This window comes from Parabacteroides sp. AF19-14 (assembly GCF_003635485.1).
GTDB lineage: Bacteria > Bacteroidota > Bacteroidia > Bacteroidales > Tannerellaceae > Parabacteroides > Parabacteroides distasonis.
Genome location: NZ_QTMJ01000003.1, coordinates 346,135 through 365,302, shown reverse-complemented (window position 1 = coordinate 365,302; position 19,168 = coordinate 346,135). Strand labels below are relative to the sequence as shown.

18 protein-coding genes and 2 tRNA genes are annotated in these 19,168 nt (G+C 43.8%); 16 read left to right on the top strand and 4 right to left on the bottom strand.

Annotated elements, in window-relative coordinates; all coding sequences use genetic code 11:
• The first annotated feature begins 374 nt into the window (after window positions 1–374).
• From dnaG to DWX33_RS04940, 3 genes are read left to right on the top strand one after another with little or no spacing between them, the layout of a single operon-like run.
• On the top strand, window positions 375–2,492 hold the full coding sequence (gene dnaG, locus DWX33_RS04950) for a DNA primase (protein WP_122379937.1): 2,118 nt from the start codon (window positions 375–377) through the stop codon (window positions 2,490–2,492).
• A gap of 13 nt (window positions 2,493–2,505) precedes the next feature.
• On the top strand, window positions 2,506–3,378 hold the full coding sequence (locus tag DWX33_RS04945; RefSeq protein WP_122379936.1) for an ABC transporter ATP-binding protein: 873 nt from the start codon (window positions 2,506–2,508) through the stop codon (window positions 3,376–3,378).
• A complete protein-coding gene (locus DWX33_RS04940; RefSeq protein WP_122379935.1) occupies window positions 3,375–4,691 on the top strand; it encodes an ABC transporter permease in 1,317 nt (438 codons plus the stop codon). Before DWX33_RS04945 ends, DWX33_RS04940 begins: the two co-directional genes overlap by 4 nt.
• A gap of 60 nt (window positions 4,692–4,751) precedes the next feature.
• Here DWX33_RS04940 and DWX33_RS04935 read toward each other — a convergent pair.
• Together DWX33_RS04935 and DWX33_RS04930 are read right to left on the bottom strand one after the other, a co-directional pair.
• A tRNA-Gln gene (locus tag DWX33_RS04935) sits at window positions 4,752–4,822 on the bottom strand.
• Between the two features lie 35 nt (window positions 4,823–4,857).
• Window positions 4,858–4,928 (bottom strand) — tRNA-Gln (locus DWX33_RS04930).
• A 288-nt stretch (window positions 4,929–5,216) separates the two neighbouring features.
• Here DWX33_RS04930 and rsfS point away from each other — a divergent pair.
• From rsfS to DWX33_RS04915, 3 genes are all read left to right on the top strand, one after another.
• On the top strand, window positions 5,217–5,576 hold the full coding sequence (gene rsfS, locus DWX33_RS04925; RefSeq protein ID WP_005854895.1) for a ribosome silencing factor: 360 nt from the start codon (window positions 5,217–5,219) through the stop codon (window positions 5,574–5,576).
• Between the two features lie 30 nt (window positions 5,577–5,606).
• On the top strand, window positions 5,607–7,661 hold the full coding sequence (ftsH, locus tag DWX33_RS04920; protein WP_005864950.1) for an ATP-dependent zinc metalloprotease FtsH: 2,055 nt from the start codon (window positions 5,607–5,609) through the stop codon (window positions 7,659–7,661).
• Window positions 7,662–7,803: 142 nt separating this feature from the next.
• A complete protein-coding gene (locus DWX33_RS04915; RefSeq protein ID WP_005854890.1) occupies window positions 7,804–8,637 on the top strand; it encodes a phosphatidate cytidylyltransferase in 834 nt (277 codons plus the stop codon).
• Here DWX33_RS04915 and DWX33_RS04910 read toward each other — a convergent pair.
• Entirely contained in the window at window positions 8,624–9,325 is a 702-nt protein-coding gene (locus DWX33_RS04910) for a porin family protein (RefSeq protein WP_008778155.1), read from the bottom strand. The two genes, DWX33_RS04915 and DWX33_RS04910, sit on opposite strands and share 14 nt — an antisense overlap.
• Window positions 9,326–9,478: 153 nt before the next feature.
• On the opposite strand from DWX33_RS04910, the gene DWX33_RS04905 reads away from it, so the two are divergent.
• On the top strand, window positions 9,479–9,649 hold the full coding sequence (locus DWX33_RS04905) for a DUF362 domain-containing protein (RefSeq protein WP_005854886.1): 171 nt from the start codon (window positions 9,479–9,481) through the stop codon (window positions 9,647–9,649).
• A 107-nt stretch (window positions 9,650–9,756) separates the two neighbouring features.
• Here DWX33_RS04905 and DWX33_RS04900 read toward each other — a convergent pair whose 3' ends face one another.
• Complete coding sequence (locus tag DWX33_RS04900; RefSeq protein ID WP_005864945.1) at window positions 9,757–10,146, bottom strand: DUF3276 family protein; 390 nt, start codon at window positions 10,144–10,146, stop codon at window positions 9,757–9,759.
• Window positions 10,147–10,369: 223 nt separating this feature from the next.
• Here DWX33_RS04900 and nusB point away from each other — a divergent pair, with 223 nt between their 5' ends.
• The 9 genes from nusB (at window position 10,370) to DWX33_RS04855 (ending at window position 19,112) form a co-directional block, all read left to right on the top strand.
• Window positions 10,370–11,296, top strand: coding sequence for a transcription antitermination factor NusB (gene nusB, locus DWX33_RS04895; protein ID WP_005864942.1), 927 nt, complete (start codon window positions 10,370–10,372; stop codon window positions 11,294–11,296).
• A gap of 62 nt (window positions 11,297–11,358) precedes the next feature.
• Window positions 11,359–11,673 carry a preprotein translocase subunit YajC gene (gene yajC / locus DWX33_RS04890; protein WP_005864940.1) on the top strand — a complete coding sequence of 105 codons (315 nt, stop codon included), beginning with the start codon at window positions 11,359–11,361 and terminating at the stop codon, window positions 11,671–11,673.
• 14 nt (window positions 11,674–11,687) lie between these two features.
• Complete coding sequence (locus DWX33_RS04885) at window positions 11,688–12,701, top strand: YbbR-like domain-containing protein (protein ID WP_122379934.1); 1,014 nt, start codon at window positions 11,688–11,690, stop codon at window positions 12,699–12,701.
• Complete coding sequence (coaE, locus tag DWX33_RS04880; RefSeq protein WP_009018231.1) at window positions 12,694–13,275, top strand: dephospho-CoA kinase; 582 nt, start codon at window positions 12,694–12,696, stop codon at window positions 13,273–13,275. The genes DWX33_RS04885 and coaE overlap by 8 nt, the downstream gene beginning before the upstream one ends.
• A gap of 211 nt (window positions 13,276–13,486) precedes the next feature.
• Window positions 13,487–13,924 carry a DUF5606 domain-containing protein gene (locus DWX33_RS04875; protein WP_005854873.1) on the top strand — a complete coding sequence of 146 codons (438 nt, stop codon included), beginning with the start codon at window positions 13,487–13,489 and terminating at the stop codon, window positions 13,922–13,924.
• A 206-nt stretch (window positions 13,925–14,130) separates the two neighbouring features.
• Window positions 14,131–15,096, top strand: coding sequence for an ROK family protein (locus DWX33_RS04870; RefSeq protein WP_005854871.1), 966 nt, complete (start codon window positions 14,131–14,133; stop codon window positions 15,094–15,096).
• 11 nt (window positions 15,097–15,107) lie between these two features.
• Complete coding sequence (locus tag DWX33_RS04865; RefSeq protein WP_005854869.1) at window positions 15,108–15,848, top strand: N-acetylmannosamine-6-phosphate 2-epimerase; 741 nt, start codon at window positions 15,108–15,110, stop codon at window positions 15,846–15,848.
• A 65-nt stretch (window positions 15,849–15,913) separates the two neighbouring features.
• The gene (locus DWX33_RS04860) at window positions 15,914–18,193 is read left to right on the top strand and encodes a pyruvate formate lyase family protein (RefSeq protein WP_122379933.1); all 2,280 of its coding nucleotides are present in this window, start codon (window positions 15,914–15,916) and stop codon (window positions 18,191–18,193) included.
• On the top strand, window positions 18,183–19,112 hold the full coding sequence (locus tag DWX33_RS04855; RefSeq protein WP_057317192.1) for a glycyl-radical enzyme activating protein: 930 nt from the start codon (window positions 18,183–18,185) through the stop codon (window positions 19,110–19,112). The genes DWX33_RS04860 and DWX33_RS04855 overlap by 11 nt, the downstream gene beginning before the upstream one ends.
• Window positions 19,113–19,168 lie beyond the last annotated feature (56 nt).

Sequence of the window (19,168 nt, the reverse complement as noted above, 5' to 3'; positions counted from 1 at the left end):
AGAATTAAAGAATTTTCCCCCTGATTTATCGGGTGAGCCGTGAAAACCTCTATGCCCTTTTCCTCTAGCAACCTATAGGCCGGGCGTTTAGCATTGGGACGGGTCAGGTCTCGCAATACGAACCAATTGTCTGTCAAAGGATGTTCCACAGGATGATGGATAATTCTTCTAGTCCTGAAAGGATGCATATTCTATTAATATCCAATCAGTTACAAAATATAGTCTTATAAGTTGGAAGGCGTACTTAGCGAGTAGCATTCGTTTCACGCCGCAAATATAGCAAAAAATAACCAAACACAAGCAAACATCAAGCCTTGTTTGTGTTTGGTTATTTTTCACTACATTTGTGTTCGCTAAAAAAGGAGTAATTTAAAATGATCGATCAACCTACCATAGACCGGATATTGGACGCGGCGAACATCGTGGATGTTGTCTCTGAATTCGTGACTCTTCGGAAACGAGGGATCAACTATGTAGGATTATGCCCATTTCATTCGGACAAATCACCGTCTTTTTACGTATCCCCCTCAAAGAATATCTGTAAGTGTTTCGCTTGCGGAGAAGGTGGAACCGCCGTTCACTTCATCATGAAGCATGAGCAACTCAGCTATTTCGACGCTTTACGCTTTCTGGCGAAAAAATACAATATAGAGATACAGGAACGGGAACTTACCGAGAAAGAGAAACAAATCCGTAGCGACCGGGAAAGTATGCTTATCGTCAATAGTTGGGCGGGACAATACTTTTCTACTTTATTACATGAGCATGTTGAAGGGAAAAGCGTAGGTATGCGCTACTTCGCCGAGCGAGGATTGAGGGAAGATATCATCCGTAAATTCCAACTTGGGTATAGCTTGGACCAGCGGGATGCTTTATACAAAACCGCTATAAAAGCAGGTTATAAAAAGGAATTCCTCGAGAAAACCGGGTTAGTTATCGCTTATGATAACGGAAACGTGAACGATCGTTTTCGGGGACGTGTTATCTTTCCCGTCCATACATTAAGCGGAAAGGTCGTGGCATTCGGCGGACGTGTATTGAAGAAGGACGAGAAGACCGCAAAGTACGTAAACTCTCCCGAAAGCGAGATTTATCATAAGAGTAACGAGCTTTACGGCATCTATTTCGCCAAGCAAGCAATCATGAAACAGGATCGCTGTTTCTTGGTGGAAGGATATATGGACGTGATCGGTATGCACCAAGTGGGCGTAGAAAACGTGGTTGCCTCCTCGGGTACGGCACTCACACAAGGGCAAATCCGGCTCATACATCGTTTCACGAATAATATCACGGTATTATACGATGGAGACGCCGCCGGAATCAAAGCGGCTCTCCGGGGTATCGATATGTTATTGGAAGAAGGGATGAACGTTAAGGTCGTACTTCTTCCGGCGGGAGAAGATCCGGACTCGTTTGCCCGCAGCCATAGCGCAAGCGAGTTCGCCGAGTTTATCAGCCAGAACGAGACGGATTTCATCCGTTTCAAGACAAAGTTACTATTGGCGGAAGCGGATGGCGATCCGATCAAACGTTCCGCCCTGATCTCGGATATTATCCGTACGGTAGCGATCATACCTGATAATATCGCTCGCTCCGTGTATATCCGAGAATGTAGTACGACCATGGAGATAGACGAGCAAGTCTTACTCAACGAGGTCAATAAGATCCGTCTCAACAAGGAAGAGAACCAAACGGCTAAATCCGTAAGGAATACACCGCCCGTTCAATCTCCCGTCAATACGATTCCGGAGTATCCGGATTTCCCCGGCTACCAACCGTATACACCGGAAGAGGCGAATACCCTTCCTCCGGAAAATATTCCGCCTCCACCGCCCGAGGACTATATTCCGGAAGAGGAAGCGGGTCCGCCTCCTACTCCTCCATACGAGGTTCCGACGGCTCCCAACATACAGGTCCAACCGAAACGTTCTCCTTTTGAGGCTTATGAGTTGGCTCTTCTGCGCTATATCGTACGATATGGCGAACGTGTCCTTTATGACTACGTAGATGAGGAGACCAACGAGCATGTCATCATGAGGGTCGCCGATTATATCCGTTTCGATCTGGAACGTGATGACCTTACGTTTTATACGCCAGCCTTCAAGCAAATGCTGGATGAAGCTGCTGAACATTGTCAAAACGAGGGATTTATGGCCAGTCGTTATTTCCTTGCCCATCCGGACCCGAACATCAGCCGGCTTGCCGCCAACCTTATCAGCGATAAGTACCAGCTTAGTAAATATCATACGAAGTTCAGGGAACTGGAGCAAGAAGAAGATAAATTGGATTACTTGGTACCCCGGGAAATCTATTCTATGAAAGATGCCTATATCCTCCATAAGATAAAGGATATTCAAGCGAAAATCAAAGAGGCTCAAAACAAGGGAGACATGGAGCTGATCTTTGATTTAATGAAACAGAACGCCCACCTCAACGAGATCAAGAACGTGCTCTGCAAAGAGCTGGGTGAGCGTATCGTATTAAAAATGTAATAAAAAAACATCTATGAATTTCCTTGAGACAGAAAACGTGGTAAAACAGTACGCCGGGCATCTGGCGCTGAACAAGGTAAGTATCCAAGTTACTCAAGGAACAATCTTTGGATTACTGGGGCCTAACGGAGCGGGCAAAACGACCTTGATCCGGATCATCAACCGGATTACGGCACCGGATAGCGGAATCGTTCGCTTCAACGGCCATGAATCCAGCCCGGAAGACATCTACCAGATCGGTTACTTGCCGGAAGAGAGAGGGTTGTATAAAAAGATGAAAGTCGGGGAGCAGGCGATCTATCTGGCACAATTGAAAGGTCTCTCCTACCCAGAGGCACGCAGTCGTTTGACCCGTTGGTTCGAGAAATTTGACATCATGCCTTGGTGGAATCGCAAACTGGAAGAGCTGTCGAAAGGTATGCAGCAGAAAGTACAGTTCATCATTACCGTGATACACGAACCCGAGCTATTGATCTTTGACGAGCCATTTAGCGGATTCGATCCGGTCAACGCCGATCGCCTTAAACAAGAGATATTGGAATTGAAGGCGGCCGGACATACCATTATATTCTCAACTCACAACATGTCCTCCGTTGAGGAGATTTGTGACGAGATTGCTTTAATCAATCGCTCTGAGGTCGTCCTGTCCGGCAATGTCAAGGAGGTACGGGAACGGTTTAAGAGTAATACCTATATATTAAATGTACGCAAGGAGACTGGAGGTATTGAGGAGTTAAGGATACGCAAGGAAGAAAATATCAGTAACTCCGATTGGCTTACCCGGCTGGCGTCCCAATATGAGATTCTTTCCTTCACGGAGGAGATCCCTTCTATGAATGACATTTTTATCAACACCGTTTCCGGTACAAACACATCAAAGGTATGAGCAAAATTGGATTAATCATCAAACGGGAATATCTCCGGAGAGTAAGTAAAAAGTCATTTATCCTGCTCACGTTCCTCACACCGTTTCTATTTGCGGCGCTCGTATTCGTCCCTCTTTGGCTTTCATCGATCAAAGGCGACGAGGTACATACCATAGCGATCCTCGACTCCACGGGTAAATACGCCCCGCTATTCGAGGATACGGAGACTTATCGTTTCATCCATAGTGACCAGAGTATGGATACCTACAAACAAATCCCTGATAAGGAAATATTCGCGTTCCTTACGATCACGGAGGATTTACTGGAAAATCCAAAAGCCGCTACTTTATATTCCAAGAAACAAATCCCGGGAGAATTGAGCCGACTCGTCAATATGACACTAAAGAAGCAGATTGAAAGTGACAAACTGGCAACGTTCAATATCCCGAATTTGAAAGAAATCATAAAAGAAAGCAAAATCAATTTCAATATACAGACCATCAAATGGGGGGATGACGGAAGCGAAAAGCAATCCTCATCCGTAGTAGCCTCCATAACCGGTGTTATTTTCACCATGCTTATCTATATGTTCATCATGATCTATGGAGCAATGGTCATGCAAGGGGTTATGGAAGAAAAGACGAACCGGATCATCGAGATCATGATCTCGTCCGTCAAACCTTTCGACTTGATGATGGGAAAAATTATCGGAATAGGTTTCGTGGGACTTACACAGGTATTCTTATGGGCTATCATGACACTCATCCTGATTACCGGAGGCTCTTTTTTAGTAGGAGGAGGTATCGATAACGAGATGTTACAATCCGGGATGGCACTTAATGCGAATCCCAATATAGCCATGATGAGCACCCAACAACCAAGTAATGAATGGATAGAGATGCTAGGGACGATTAATTTCGCCGAAATAGGTATTTTATTCGTCGTTTACTTTATAGGAGGGTATTTATTATATTCCTCACTGTTCGCCGCTATCGGTTCCGCCGTGGACAGCCAAGAAGATACACAACAATTCATGCTACCGGTAACGCTCCTCTTGGTTTTCGCTCTTTATGCGGGAATCTACAGTATGGAAAATCCCGACGGGCCTTTAGCCTTCTGGTGCTCCATGATCCCATTCACCTCTCCGATCGTGATGATGGTGCGTATGCCTTTCGAGGTTCCTTTATGGCAAATCGTACTCTCCGTCGGATTGCTTTATATCTGTTCGATCGGCTTCACGTGGCTTTCCGCCAAGATATACCGGGTAGGTATCTTGATGTACGGTAAGAAGCCTAGCATCAAGGAAATGATAAAATGGCTCCGCTATAAATAAGTAAATAAAACTAGAAATAAAAAAGCCTCGCTACTCTTATTGAATAACGAGGCTTTCTTGTTGTTCTACCAAGATTCGAACTTGGACAAACAGGACCAGAATCTGTTGTGCTACCATTACACCATAGAACAATCTATAACAAAATTGTCAAGTTAACTTTTAAAAGTTGTTCTACCAAGATTCGAACTTGGACAAACAGGACCAGAATCTGTTGTGCTACCATTACACCATAGAACAATATTAAAGTAAGTCACCAACTCTCTTGTTAGCGAGTGCAAAGGTATATACTTTTTCAAAATTTGCAAATAAACCTTCGAAAAAAATGTCCAGAAAAAACACGTACGTCTTTCGGATAAAACACGTACATGTTTTCTCAAAAAGACGTACGTGTTTTTTTAAAAGCTTATAACGATCGAGGAGATAGTCTCAAACAAGGTATTACACATATATTAATGAAAGAAAAAGACGTATGTAACGAATTAAGAAGTATATTTGCGACTTGGAAAATTATATCAATAGAAATAAATGGATCAAACAAAAGAATTAGTAAAAACGATTGTTGAAGGCCTTCAAGAAAAAAGGGGCAAAAATATTGTAACAGTAGATTTAAGCCAGACTTCTGGTGCCATTTGTCAATATATGGTTATTTGTGAGGGAAACACTCCTACCCAAGTTTCAGCGTTATCTGATTCCGTATGGGATTTCGCACGCAAGAATGCGAACGAGAAACCATTATCCATTGACGGTACACAGGGCGCTCAATGGATCGGCATGGATTATGGCACGGTTCTTGTACATATATTCCTGCCGGAACAACGTGCATTTTATAACTTAGAGAACCTTTGGGCAGACTCGAAGGTTATACAAGTACCTAACATTGATTAAGCCGGCCTAAATATTTGATGATAATCTCTTATGGAAAATAAAAACGATATATTTAATAAAACACCGAAGGGCGGGAAACCTAAGATGTTCCGCTTTAATTTGTATTGGATGTACGGGTTGATCTTCATCATGCTTGTTGCCCTATACATGACAAATGATTCTTCGGGAACGAAAGAGCTAGGCTGGACAGAGTTCCAGAAACTAGCGCAGGAAAACGTATTCGATAAAATGACAGTCTACAACAAGAAGAATTTGGTGGAGGCTACAGTGAAAAATGGAAAGACTGAACAGGTCTTTGGGAATATGGACGTTTCTAAAATCGGGGTTTCTCCGAAAGTATACGTAAAGATCCCGTCGGCCGACAAGTTTTCCGATTTCTATGACAAAGCGGTAGCCGATAGTCATATCGATACACAAGTCCGGTTCGAGGAAGGCGATGACGCTATCTGGAATTTCTTGGTTTCATTCGGCCCGATTATCTTATTGATCGGTGTATGGATGTTCTTGATGAGACGTATGTCCGGTGGTACCGGCGCAGGTCCGGGTGGCGTGTTCAGCGTTGGTAAGGCAAAAGCTCAGCTTTTTGATAAAGATAATGACCGTAAGGTGACATTCAAGGATGTCGCCGGATTGGCGGAAGCGAAACAAGAGGTAGAGGAAATCGTCTCTTTCTTGAAGAATCCGGAAAAATATACTGAATTAGGAGGTAAGATACCCAAGGGTGCATTGTTGGTAGGCCCTCCGGGAACCGGTAAGACATTATTGGCGAAGGCTGTTGCCGGAGAAGCTAATGTGCCGTTTTTCTCCTTGTCTGGTTCTGATTTCGTGGAGATGTTTGTCGGTGTAGGCGCCTCCCGTGTGCGTGACTTATTCCGCCAAGCGAAGGAAAAATCTCCTTGTATCGTCTTTATCGATGAGATCGATGCGGTAGGCCGTGCCCGTGGGAAGAACGCGAATATGAATAGCAACGATGAGCGTGAGAACACGTTGAACCAGTTGTTGACCGAAATGGATGGTTTCGGCTCTAACAGTGGTGTTATTATCTTAGCCGCTACAAACCGTGCGGACATTTTGGATAAAGCGTTGTTGCGTGCCGGACGTTTTGACCGACAAATCCATGTTGAATTACCGGATTTGAATGAACGTAAAGAGATATTCGGGGTGCATTTGCGTCCGATCAAGATAGATGAAAGCGTAGACGCTGAGTTCCTAGCAAGGCAGACTCCGGGCTTCTCGGGTGCTGATATCGCTAATGTTTGTAATGAGGCCGCTTTGATCGCCGCCCGTAACGGAAAGAAATTCGTACAGAAAGAAGACTTCATGAATGCGGTAGACCGCATTGTCGGCGGTCTGGAAAAACGTTCGAAGATCACGACGGAGGAAGAACGGAAATGTATCGCGAACCATGAGGCCGGTCACGCTACGTTAAGTTGGTTGTTGGAACATGCCAATCCGCTGGTTAAGGTGACAATCGTTCCCCGTGGTAAGGCATTAGGTGCGGCATGGTATTTGCCGGAAGAGAGACAGATCACCACCCGCGAGCAATTGCAGGATGAGATGTGCGCTACTTTAGGAGGACGTGCCGCAGAGGAATTAGTTTTGGGAAAAATATCCACAGGCGCATCCAACGATTTGGAACGTGTCACGAAACAAGCATATGCGATGGTCGTTTACTTCGGTATGAGCGATAAACTTCCAAACTTGAACTATTACGACTCCACCGGACAGGATTGGGGATTCACCAAGCCTTATAGTGAGGAGACCGCGAAATTGATCGATACGGAAGTACAGAAGATCATCAATGAGCAATACGACAGGGCAAAACGGATATTATCCGAGAATAAGGAAGGACATAGTAAACTTGCGCAGGTATTATTGGATCGTGAGGTAATCTACTCGGAAGATGTAGAGCATATCTTCGGGAAACGCGCCTGGATCTCCCGTTCCCAAGAGATTCTGGAGTTGCAGGAAAAGGCTAACGGAAAGAACAAGGAGAATGCGGATAAGGAGGCGGAAGCGGACGCAACAACGGAAAACGTAACCGATACTCCTACCGAAGAAAACAAGACAGGGAAAATAGCTTGACCAAAGTCAAGACATTCATAACAAGTAAGGCTGGGGTGTATCTTTGATCAAAAGTTACTATCCAGCCTTCCTTATTGCTGTATTATCAATTTATTAGTTATATTTGCAGCCAAAATTACAAACAAGCAAAAACACTATTGTTTTGAAAAATCTGATTACACGTGCATTGACTGGCATCATTTTCGTCGCGGTATTAGTCGGTGCGATCTATTTCCACTCCTATTATTTTCTTACGGTATTTGGACTCATTACCGGACTTTCTCTATGGGAGTTCTACGGATTGGTCAAACATTATGAGAATGCCGCCATCAAACGATTTGTCAGTTCCTTGGGGGGAGCCTACCTCTTCGCCGCCACATTCGGTTACGCCAATGGCTTGGTTGGAGGCAATATATTTCTCCCCTATCTTTTATTCTTAATGTATACCATGATCACCGAGCTTTACGATAAAGCCAGTAATCCAATCAATAACTGGGCATTGACCTTATTCGGTCAAATCTATTGCGCAGGCTCTTTCTCTCTGCTAAACTTTATTACATCGGTACCTAATACGCCGGGCGAGATCGTACATATCCCCTATTTTGCCTTGGCTATTTTCGTTTTCGTATGGGTAAATGATACGGGAGCTTATCTAGTGGGATCTATGCTTGGAAAAAGAAGATTGTTCGAACGTATCTCTCCCAAGAAGTCCTGGGAAGGTTTTTACGGAGGGTTGGCATTCGTATTAATAACCTCCCAAATATTCGCTTGGTTCATGCCGGCCACGAACTGGTACACATGGCTTGGATTAGCCGGCACAATCGTAGTATTCGGGACTTGGGGCGACTTGATCGAATCTTTGATGAAACGTACGTTAGGCGTGAAAGATTCCGGGCATGTATTACCCGGACATGGAGGCATGCTGGATCGCTTCGATAGCGTAATGATGGCTATTCCGGCCGCTTATATCTATATCGAGTTATTTATTCGAAATTAAATGTCAGGATCACCATACGGGATGTAGCTTTCGATAAGGCATCCGTATATTTGATATTTGCTTGATCTACCAAGTCCGGACGATCTTTCTCCAATAGGTTAACCAATCCGAAACAGAATTTCAACTCTGGGCATAACTTAAAGTAGGGTAGATAGATATCACATCCCAAGCCAAACTCAAATCCGAAGTCCGTGCTTTTCAATAGAATCGGATTACCTTTCTTACGGCCTATATCCACGGAGCCATAGATACCGCCGATCAAATAAGGACGGTAATTATTCAAGCGTAAAGCCGTATATTTAACGTCTAAGGGGAAATTCAGATAACTGGAACGAACGTTCGTGATGAATTCCTCTCCCGTAGCCTGTTCCCGAAACTTAAATTTCTTATCTCCGAAATGGATAGAAGGCGTGAAGCGTAAATTGAAATAAGGATTCATATACATATCTCCGATCACCCCGACACTAAAGCCGGGTGAGTAAGAAGGAATCTCCGCGAACCAAGTCTCTCCATTGGTCATGACACCGGTATGGGTCAATAACAAATCCTGCGAGTGAATACCCACATGAAACCCCAGATGAAGCCATTTCAAATCAGCGTACGGCTGATTCCTCACCCTTTCCTTTTGAGCCATGGCTCCCATGGTAGCCAAGCTTACCACATATAATATAAGTAATAATCGTCTCAAATCTCAACCTATTTTGTTTAATAACGAAAACCCGACAAAGATATTGCAAAAAAGAAGATTTTTGAAGAAAATAAGCCAGTAGATATTTTTTAAATAGAAAGAAAGCTATATTTTTGCACCTACTAATAGTTATCAATTTAAACGTTTAAAAAAATGGCTTACGTAATTAGCGATGATTGTATTGCATGCGGAACTTGTATTGATGAGTGTCCGGTAGGAGCAATTTCAGAAGGTGATAAATACAGCATCAACCCTGAAATGTGTACAGATTGTGGAACTTGCGCTGACGCATGTCCTACAGAGGCTATCCACCCGGCTGAATAATTCGCAGCAAAGAATAGGATTTTCCTTTGCGGAAAGCTCCTAACACATAACGGGCTGTTTCTCTCCATGAGTAAAACAGCCCGTTATCTTTTTCTCTTCGTGTTACATTAAAACTCAATATCCAACTTTATAGCACCGGAAGCCATATCCTCCTCCGGGGAATCGCCATGAATCGTTTCCTCCTCTTCAGGTTCCACCACGTCTTCCGCGGATTTCTTCAGATTTGAGTTCTTGATATAACTGATTACATCTTGCATTCCCTCCATGAACTTCTCAAAGTCCTCCTTATAAAGGAAAATCTTATGCTTCTCAAATGAGATTTGCAAACCATCCTTTGATTGAATTTTCTTACTTTCCGTAACGGCAACGAATAGGTCATCTTTCAAATTCCTCTTCACATCCAGATAATAAATCCGTTTTCCCGCTTTAATGGCTTTAGAGTATAGAATCTCCCTGTCGCCACCTTCAACATGTTTTTTATTCCTTGATTCTTCCATGACAGCTAACATTCGTTAAAAAACCACCCACTTTATATAACTTGCTTCAAATATGTGCATTTTTTTTTAATTAGCAACTATTTTAACGATCGAAAAAACGCCCATTGAGGCTAAATTTGTAAAATATCATCTAACACATATAAAATTAAGTAAATCCAGATTCTTTTATGGAAAAAACGACTACCTTTGCAGCCTAATTTATAATAAGAAGTTCCTTCAAACGATGATCAACAGAATTTTAATCCGCATTAAAGTTTTACAGATAGTATACTCTTACTATCAAAACGGAAACGGTGACCTCAAAGTTGCGGAAAACGAATTGCTTTTCAGCCTTCAGAAGTCATATGACTTATATTATTATTTCTTACTCCTAATTATCGAAGTTACCAACCTGCAAAGAAGGATCCTTGACACCCGGAAGTGCAAATACATGCCTACCGATGAGGAGTTAAACCCGAATACACGCTTCGTAGACAATCGTTTTGTCGCTCAATTAGCGGAAAACGATACGTTGAAAAAGTATGTGGACGAGCAAGGTCTCTCATGGAGTAACGACGAGGAGTTTGTTAAAAACGTATTGGATACGATCTTAAGCTCTGAAATTTACGCCGAATACTTGAAAAACGAAGAAGACTCGTACGAGACGGATCGTGAGTTCTGGCGCCAGATCTTCAAGAAAGTAATCTGTGGGAACGAGATGATAGAGGAATATCTGGAAGACAAAAGCATCTACTGGAACGACGATATTGAGATCGTAGAGACTTTCGCCTTGAAGACTATCAAGAAATTCGAGGAGAAGAAAGGTAGTAAACAAGCCTTATTGCCAATGTTCAAGGATTTGGAAGACAAGGCTTTCGCAATCAAGTTATTCCGTCAAAGTTTGTTGAAAGGTAAGGAATATCGTGAACGCATCGACAAACATATGAAGAATTGGGAAACCGAACGTATCGCCAATATGGACTTGATCATCATGCAAGTCGCCTTAGCCGAGATTTTATCGTTCCCGACCATTCCCATCAACGTTACCTTAAATGAATATATCGATGCCGCAAAGTATTATAGTACACCTAAAAGCGGAACATTCATTAACGGAATTCTGGATTCAATAGTCAACGAATTAAAAAAAGAGAAGTTATTGCTCAAAGATTAATTATTATCATTACATTTGTGCATATCATTATTGATATTAACTTGTAAAACGATTATTATAGTATGAACTTACTCAGTATTTTACTTCAAGCTCCAGCTGGAGGAAGTCAGTGGTCCGGTATTTTGATGATGGTAGTTATCGTAGCTATCTTCTATTTCTTCATGATCCGTCCGCAACAAAAGAAACAAAAAGAAATCCAGAAATCACGTGAGGCGTTGAAAACAGGCGATAAAGTGATTACCGCCGGAGGTATCTATGGAAAGATCAAAGAGATCGGTGATACTTATATGCTAATCGAGGTAGCGGATGGAGTACGTATCCGTGTAGATAAAACTTCTATTTTCGCTTCAGCGGAAGACGCTCAGCAGCAGAAATAATCTAACTACAGAATATGTCACGACTTGAGAACATACAAAATTCCTTCAAGTCTATCCAAGCAAAGACTAAGGCTTTTTTCCACGGAGACAGATGGAAAGAGGTCTTGGTCTTTTTCTTTTTCGCCCTTTTGGCTTTCGGTTTCTGGCTACTCCAAAGCTTGCAGCAGGAATATGAGATAGAACTTGTTTTTCCGGTTAAGTATAAGAACGTACCTGCCGATATAGCGTTTAATGCCCCTGAGGTGGAAACGATTACCGCAAAGGTAAAAGACAAGGGTAGCGTTTTACTCAACTATACTTTTGGAAGATCGTTTGCTCCGATCGAAGTGAACATGAAGAATACGAAGGAGAAAAATGGTTCGGTTCAAGTAAGTAAAAGGCAGATCGAGAACGATATTCAAAAACAATTGATAGCCACTACGGCATTACAAAGTTTTGATCCGCAACAAATAGATATGGATTTCAGTCAGCGGGTCCATAAGGAAATACAGGTCGTTTTTAATGGTGATATTCATATGGAAGCCGGCTTTCAATTATCCGGGGATATCCAAATCAATCCCCAAAAGATCAACGCTTATGCCACCGCAGCGATCTTAGATACGTTGACCTCGGTCAAGACGGCTTTCACTGAAGTTAAAAAAGCGAATAAAAACATTACGAGAACCGTACAACTAATCAAAGTAGACGGCGTTAACTTCGATCCGGAAAACGTATCTATCACGATTCCGATAGAGGAGTACACGGAGAAGACGTTGGAAATACCTGTCTCTTGCAGTCATATACCGCCACATTATACGGTACGTATGTTTCCGGCGGTCGTAAAAGTGACTTGCAGTGTGCCCTTGTCCCGATTCAAAGGACTTTCGGAAGATATGTTCTCGATTCATATACCTTTTGAGGATCTGGAGCAAAACGTATCTGGTACCCTACCCGTCAAACTCACCAAGAAACCAGACTGGGTACATACGGTAACCTTATTGCCAGATAAGGTAGAATTTATTTTGGAACACAACAATAAGCATGATTAAAATAGGTATTACAGGAGGGATCGGGAGCGGCAAATCCGTCGTAGCCTCTTTATTAGCGTTATCCGGTGTACCCGTATACATAGCGGACGAGGAAAGTAAATGGCTGACAAATAACTCCCCAGTTATCCGTGAGAAATTAACAGCCCTTTTCGGTCCGGAGATTTATACGAATGAGGGATTGAACAAGAAACTTCTAGCCTCCCACATCTTTAATAATCCGGAACAATTACAACAGGTCAACCAGATCATTCATCCTGAGGTAAACCGTCATTTCTCGGCTTGGGTAGAGAGACAGACTTCCCCTTTATGCGCCATCGAATCCGCCATATTATTCGAATCCGGTTTCTACAAAGTGGTAGACATAAGCTTGATGGTCTATGCCCCAAGAGAACTCCGCATCGAAAGAGCCTTGGGGAGGGACTCAGCCTCGAGAGAAGAAATCGAACGCAGAATCAACAGCCAAATGTCGGACGAGGAAAAGAAAGATCGCTCCGATTACGTTATCTATAATGACAACAGACAGGCCCTTATACCGCAAGTAGGCAAACTGTTATGTTGGCTTCAATCCCAATAATCACCGATAGCGGGACGAGTGGCTTTTACAGCATCTTACCTTCATCATCCAATGAACTTAAGATACTTCGTCAACGAACCTAAGATACTTTGTCGATGCACCTAAGATACTTCTCCAACGAAGTTAACTGTCCTCATGACGGAAGAATTCCACTTTTTCTTATTACCTTTGTCACCTCGAAGTTTAACACTAATAGAAAATAAAAAACATTATGTTGAAGACTATTTTGTCTATTTCGGGAAAACCCGGTCTGTATAAACTGGTTTCCCATGGAAAAAACATGTTGATCGTTGAATCGCTGACTGATAACAAGAGAGTACCCGCATACGCAAAAGATAAAGTAATCTCATTAGGCGATATCGCAATCTATACGGATGAAACAGAAGTGCCTTTGCATGAGGTATTGACTAGCGTAAAGAATAAAGAAGAGGGAAAAGCCGCCTCTTTGGTACCTTCTAAAGCCACGACGGACCAATTGCGTGCGTACTTTGCCGAGGTATTGCCTAGCTATGATCGTGAGCGTGTTTATCCGAGCGACATCAAGAAACTACTCTCTTGGTATAACATCTTGATCAACGCAGGCATCACTGACTTTACCCCGGAAGATGCTCCGGCAGAAAAGGAAGCTGCTGAAAAAGAAGCAGAATAACAGCATACGACATAAAGATTAAAGAAAGGACCGTTCGATACCCATCGTCCGGTCCTTTTTTATATTGCCACATTAACCAACAAGAGCACTTATGCAAAAATAGTCCATTATTTTAGGCTAAACCTCACATTGTCTAGGGCGGGTAACTCCTCTATCTTTGCCAACAAATAATTCACTCTATTGACCTCATAAAATAAAGAGCAAAGATGGAAAGCACCAAGTATTATCTCGGTCTGGACGTTGGCGGTACTAATATGGTCGCTGGCGTAGTAGATGAGAATCACCAGATTATCGCAAAGGAGAGTATACCGACACAAGCCGGACGCACGATCGAGGAGATCACCGCCGACATGGCGGAAGTCAGCAAAAAAGCGGTTCTCAAAGCAGGCTTGCAAATGGAAGACATCTCTTCTTGGGGTATCGGCATGCCCAGTTACGTAAATCCAAAGACGAACCTTTTGGTACATGCCAATTGTTTCGGATGGAAGAATGTCCCCATCTACGACTATTTAAAGAAGCATATCTCATTGCCTACTTATATAGCCAACGACGCCAATTGCGCGACCTATGGAGAGGTCTTGGCCGGATCGGCCAGCCAATATACCGATGCCATCATGTTAACGCTAGGAACGGGAGTCGGAGGCGGAATTATCATGGGTAAGAGGATTTATTCCGGAGCCGATAATATGGGAGCAGAGCTTGGACATACCAAATTGGTATACAATGGCGAACGTTGCACATGCGGGCAAAAAGGCTGTTTGGAAGCTTATTGCTCATCTACCGCATTAATCCGCATCATGAAAGAGGCCTTACAAGAGAATAAGGACACCTTGATATGGAAACTTTGCGGCGAAGACGAAAATAAAGTCAATGGAGAAATCCTTTTCGAGGCCGCTAAACAAGGGGATTCCCTCGCTAAACAGATCGTCGATGACTATATCAGTAAACTGGCCGCCGGAATCTCCACGTTCATAACCATCTTCCGTCCGCAAGTAATCATCTTAGGGGGGGGTATCGCACATGCAGGTGACCTGCTGTTGAAACCTTTAAACGAGAAACTACATACTTGTACCTTCGCCGCCGAGGAAATAGGTATCCCTCAAGTCATCCGTGCGGAATTAGGAAATGACGCCGGAATAATCGGCGCCGCGCTTTTAGAGAAAACGATGTAACGAAAAAAAATATGAAAACAAATAAGAAAGAACTTTTAGATTCATTCAAGGGAGGACTGATCGTATCCTGTCAAGTACAACACGATGATCCGACTTTTTCAGTAGACTTTGTCGTAAAAATGGCAAAAGCCGCCCAATGGGGAGGAGCCGTGGGTATCCGTGCCAACGACCCAGAGCAGATCAAGGCGATTAAAAAAGAAGTGGATTTACCAGTAATCGGGCTTTGGAAAATCTGGCACGATGACACGGATGTGTTTATCACCCCAACCTTAGAGGCCGCTAAAGCCGTATGGGAAGCCGGAGCCGAGATTATCGCCTTGGACTGTACGAGCCAAATAACCCATGAAGGCCGCCCTGCATACGAATTGCTACCAATCGTCAAGAAAGAGATACCGGAAGCGATCATCTTCGCCGACGTATCCAATTATGAGGAAGCTGTACGTGCCGTAGAAATGGGAGCCGATATCGTTGGCCCTACCTTATATGGATATACGGAAGCAACCAAGCATATCGAGCAACCGGATTTACGGGAATTCGCCCGTATGTGCCGTGACTTTAAAGACAAAGCCTATGTCATTATGGAGGGGCATATCTACTCGCCGGAAGATGCCATGAAATGTATCTTCCTCGGAGCTCATTCCGTAGTAGTAGGTAGCGCGATCACCCGTCCGCACTTGATCACGAAACGTTTTACGGACTTACTAACCGGTTACCAAAATAACTGGCGGGAAGCCGAAAGAAGCAAACATTAAAAAATCATCTGCTTGTAGAGATAGGGCATGCCCCGTCTCTACACAATATTAACAACAATAATCATATGGCAAATTTCAATGTAGAAGGGGCGCAAAACGTAGAGATCAGCAAGAAAATACCTTGCGAGAAACCTCTGATCGTACAACTGGATATCATGGAGCGGTATACGGCAGTCCATAAAGCCTGTGCCGCCCTACCCAAAGAGATACGTGAAGTGGAATGCCTGAAAGTTTTATACCCCACGCTATTTCGCAAGATCACGGATCAAGACTTGATCGCCGGACGTACGGATTTCCTACCGATCGGGTTCGGATGCGTAACTTCCTTAGGGGGTGTCGGGCATTATTGCGTATTCAAGAAACTCCGTGCCTTCCAGCAACAACTGGATGAAACTGAACGAAAACGGGTGGATACGTTATATGATTATTGGTTGGATCACGATTTAAAGACCCAATTCAACAAGGAGGTCCTCACCGAGGATACATTGGGTATGTTCATCGACTGCGAATACCCGATGATCGCTACCGCACGTCTATCCGGAATGATGCTGGATTACCCGAAACTATTGGATAAGGGCATCGGTGGCCTTCGCTCTGATTTACAGGAGAAACTCAAAGAGCAACCCGATAATAACTTTTACAAAGCAGGCATCCAATGTCTGGATATTTTTGTAGATTGTGCTTCTCATCTCCAGCAAGACGCTAGAGAGCAAATGGCTTCAGCCAACATGAAAAGGCAAAAAGAATTAGAGCGTATCTGCCAAGCCCTAGAGAACATCAAGGAGAAGAAACCCGGTACGTTCCATGAAGCGATGCAGTTATTCTGGTTATTCGCTTTGTTGGCCGGTGTTATAAACTACGGTCGTCTGGATGATTATCTAGGCCCTTATTTAGTAGCCGATCTCAAGTCCGGGCGATTGACCGACGAAGAGGCATACCGATATATCCACTCGCTTTGGACCATGATTGAAAATCGCCGTACAACCGTAAACGGACGTATCATCGTAGGCGGTAAAGGACGCAAACATCCGAAAGAGGCCGACGTATTCCTGCATATCGCCATGAAAGTAGCGAAAAATTGCAGGTATGTAGAGCCACAATTCACCTTGCGTTTCGATAAAGATACCTCCGAGGAAATCTGGGACGAAGCGTTGGACGCTTTGGGTGCGGGAGCTACTTACCCGACCCTTTACAATGACGACGTAAACGTCCCGGCCGTCATGTACGGAATGCGTGTAGACGAGAAAGCAGCGGAACAATACGTGCCTTTCGGGTGTACCGAGTTCGTGATACAAGGACAAAGTACGGGTACGCCCAACATCTGCATCAATTTACTAAAACTACTTACGATTTATATGAATGATGGTATCGACCCGATTGACGGTAAACGTAAATCCGGGCCGGTACCTCTAAAGAAATTAGAGGAGTATCAGACATTCGAGGAATTCTATGACGGTTACAAGGCTTTACTCGATTATTATCTGGATCTGTCTGTCAAAGCCCAATACCATTCGTATGAGGTGATGAACCAGCACGTAAGTTTCTTGTTTACCAGCCTATTGACCGATGATTGCATCGCACGGGGAAAAGCGCTTTTGGACGGAGGCGTACGTTATCTAGGCGGGACAAACGAGACGTATGGCAATATCAATACTTCCGATTCCCTGTGGGTAATCCGGGATCTGGTATTCAATCAAAAAAAATATACGTTACGGCAATTGAATGATGCCATGCTAGCTAATTTTAACGGCTATGAGGCTTTACGAAAAGATTGCCTAAACTGTGATAAATATGGTAACGACCTTGAGACTGCCGATACGATGGCCAACGATTTGTACGAGTTCGTAGCGAAAGGCGTACGCAATCGCGGTATCGCCATCGGTATGCAATACTTCTTGATCGTTATCAGCAATAATCAATTAAACACGGAATGGGGAAACCGGACCGCCGCCTCACCCGACGGGCGATTATCGTGCATGTATATGAATCCTGCCAATAATCCGCAAGGGGGAGCGAATAAAAGCGGCCCCACGGCCATGCTGAATTCCTTGGCGAAGTTCGACGCCAAGTATCATGGAGGCTCGGTACAAAACATTAAGTTTTCTCCTTCCATGTTCAACGAGAACAGGGCTGTCATCAAGAGCCTGTTCAAGACTTATTTTGCGAAAGGGGGTTGCCATTTGATGGTGACTGTAGTAGATAAGGGAGTTTTAGAAGACGCGGTAGAGCACCCGGAAAATTACCCGGACCTAATCGTCCGGGTAAGCGGGTTCTCCGCGGTATTCGTCGATTTATCTCCCAATATTCAACAGGAACTTTTAAGCAGGGTATTATATGATGAATAAATATAAGGTTAGCGAGAATAGGTTATCAATCATGGAGATCGAACGGTTCGCCGTTCACGACGGCCCGGGCATCCGGACCGTCGTTTTCCTTCAAGGTTGTCCCCTACATTGTCCATGGTGCTCCAACCCGGAATCCCAGAAAAGGAAACCGCATCTGCTCCATATCAAGAATAAATGTATCGGATGCGGACGTTGCGAGGCGATTTGTACACGGGGAAATATCTCTATCCAAGATCATTATCCGGTATTTAATCGGCAGGCTTGTGTGGCGTGCAAGGCTTGCGAGCGTATATGCCCGCAGAACGCTATTAAGTTTGTCGGTGAATCAATTACCTCATCCGAGGTTATGGAAATCCTTTTACGTGACCGGGATTATTACCTGAATTCCGGTGGAGGGGTTACGTTTTCCGGAGGGGAAGCTTTCACGCAATTCGAGGGATTGATGGATTTGCTGATCCAATGCAAGAACGAGAAACTGCATACCTCCGTAGAGACTTGCGGGCAAGTGAATCTTGATAAGATAAAGCAAGCGCTTCCGCTTATCGATTTGTTCTTGTTCGATATCAAACATACGGACAAGGATTTACTTCAGAAAGAAACCGGAGCGAACTTGGATACGGTCCTCACGAATTTACGGTATATATCCAGTAAGAGCGCTAATAAAGTAACGATCCGTGTACCGGTAATCCCCGGTTTCAATTTCAATGAGAATACGCTTCGGGAAATATTCATGCTGGCGAAAGAAAATCGTATCAAATGCGTACACCTGCTTCCCTACCATACATTGGGAAAAGATAAATACGAGCAATTAGGTCTCACCTATCCTTATCCCTGCGAGCAAATGCTAGCCAAAGAAGAGCTGTTCCCCTTTAAGGAGATGGGGGAAAAAATGGGTTTGGAAATACGAATCGGAGGATAAACTCCTCCCAATAAAATAGTATCTTCGCGCAAATCATCGTTTTATAAATCTTAGTA

Coding starts and splice junctions, on each gene's coding strand:
- dnaG (WP_122379937.1), top strand. CDS start 375: ATGATCGATCAACCTACCATAGACCGGATATTGGACGCGGCGAACATC.
- DWX33_RS04945 (WP_122379936.1), top strand. CDS start 2,506: ATGAATTTCCTTGAGACAGAAAACGTGGTAAAACAGTACGCCGGGCAT.
- DWX33_RS04940 (WP_122379935.1), top strand. CDS start 3,375: ATGAGCAAAATTGGATTAATCATCAAACGGGAATATCTCCGGAGAGTA.
- rsfS (WP_005854895.1), top strand. CDS start 5,217: ATGGATCAAACAAAAGAATTAGTAAAAACGATTGTTGAAGGCCTTCAA.
- ftsH (WP_005864950.1), top strand. CDS start 5,607: ATGGAAAATAAAAACGATATATTTAATAAAACACCGAAGGGCGGGAAA.
- DWX33_RS04905 (WP_005854886.1), top strand. CDS start 9,479: ATGGCTTACGTAATTAGCGATGATTGTATTGCATGCGGAACTTGTATT.
- DWX33_RS04900 (WP_005864945.1), bottom strand. CDS start 10,146: ATGGAAGAATCAAGGAATAAAAAACATGTTGAAGGTGGCGACAGGGAG.
- nusB (WP_005864942.1), top strand. CDS start 10,370: ATGATCAACAGAATTTTAATCCGCATTAAAGTTTTACAGATAGTATAC.
- yajC (WP_005864940.1), top strand. CDS start 11,359: ATGAACTTACTCAGTATTTTACTTCAAGCTCCAGCTGGAGGAAGTCAG.
- DWX33_RS04885 (WP_122379934.1), top strand. CDS start 11,688: ATGTCACGACTTGAGAACATACAAAATTCCTTCAAGTCTATCCAAGCA.
- coaE (WP_009018231.1), top strand. CDS start 12,694: ATGATTAAAATAGGTATTACAGGAGGGATCGGGAGCGGCAAATCCGTC.
- DWX33_RS04875 (WP_005854873.1), top strand. CDS start 13,487: ATGTTGAAGACTATTTTGTCTATTTCGGGAAAACCCGGTCTGTATAAA.
- DWX33_RS04870 (WP_005854871.1), top strand. CDS start 14,131: ATGGAAAGCACCAAGTATTATCTCGGTCTGGACGTTGGCGGTACTAAT.
- DWX33_RS04865 (WP_005854869.1), top strand. CDS start 15,108: ATGAAAACAAATAAGAAAGAACTTTTAGATTCATTCAAGGGAGGACTG.
- DWX33_RS04860 (WP_122379933.1), top strand. CDS start 15,914: ATGGCAAATTTCAATGTAGAAGGGGCGCAAAACGTAGAGATCAGCAAG.
- DWX33_RS04855 (WP_057317192.1), top strand. CDS start 18,183: ATGATGAATAAATATAAGGTTAGCGAGAATAGGTTATCAATCATGGAG.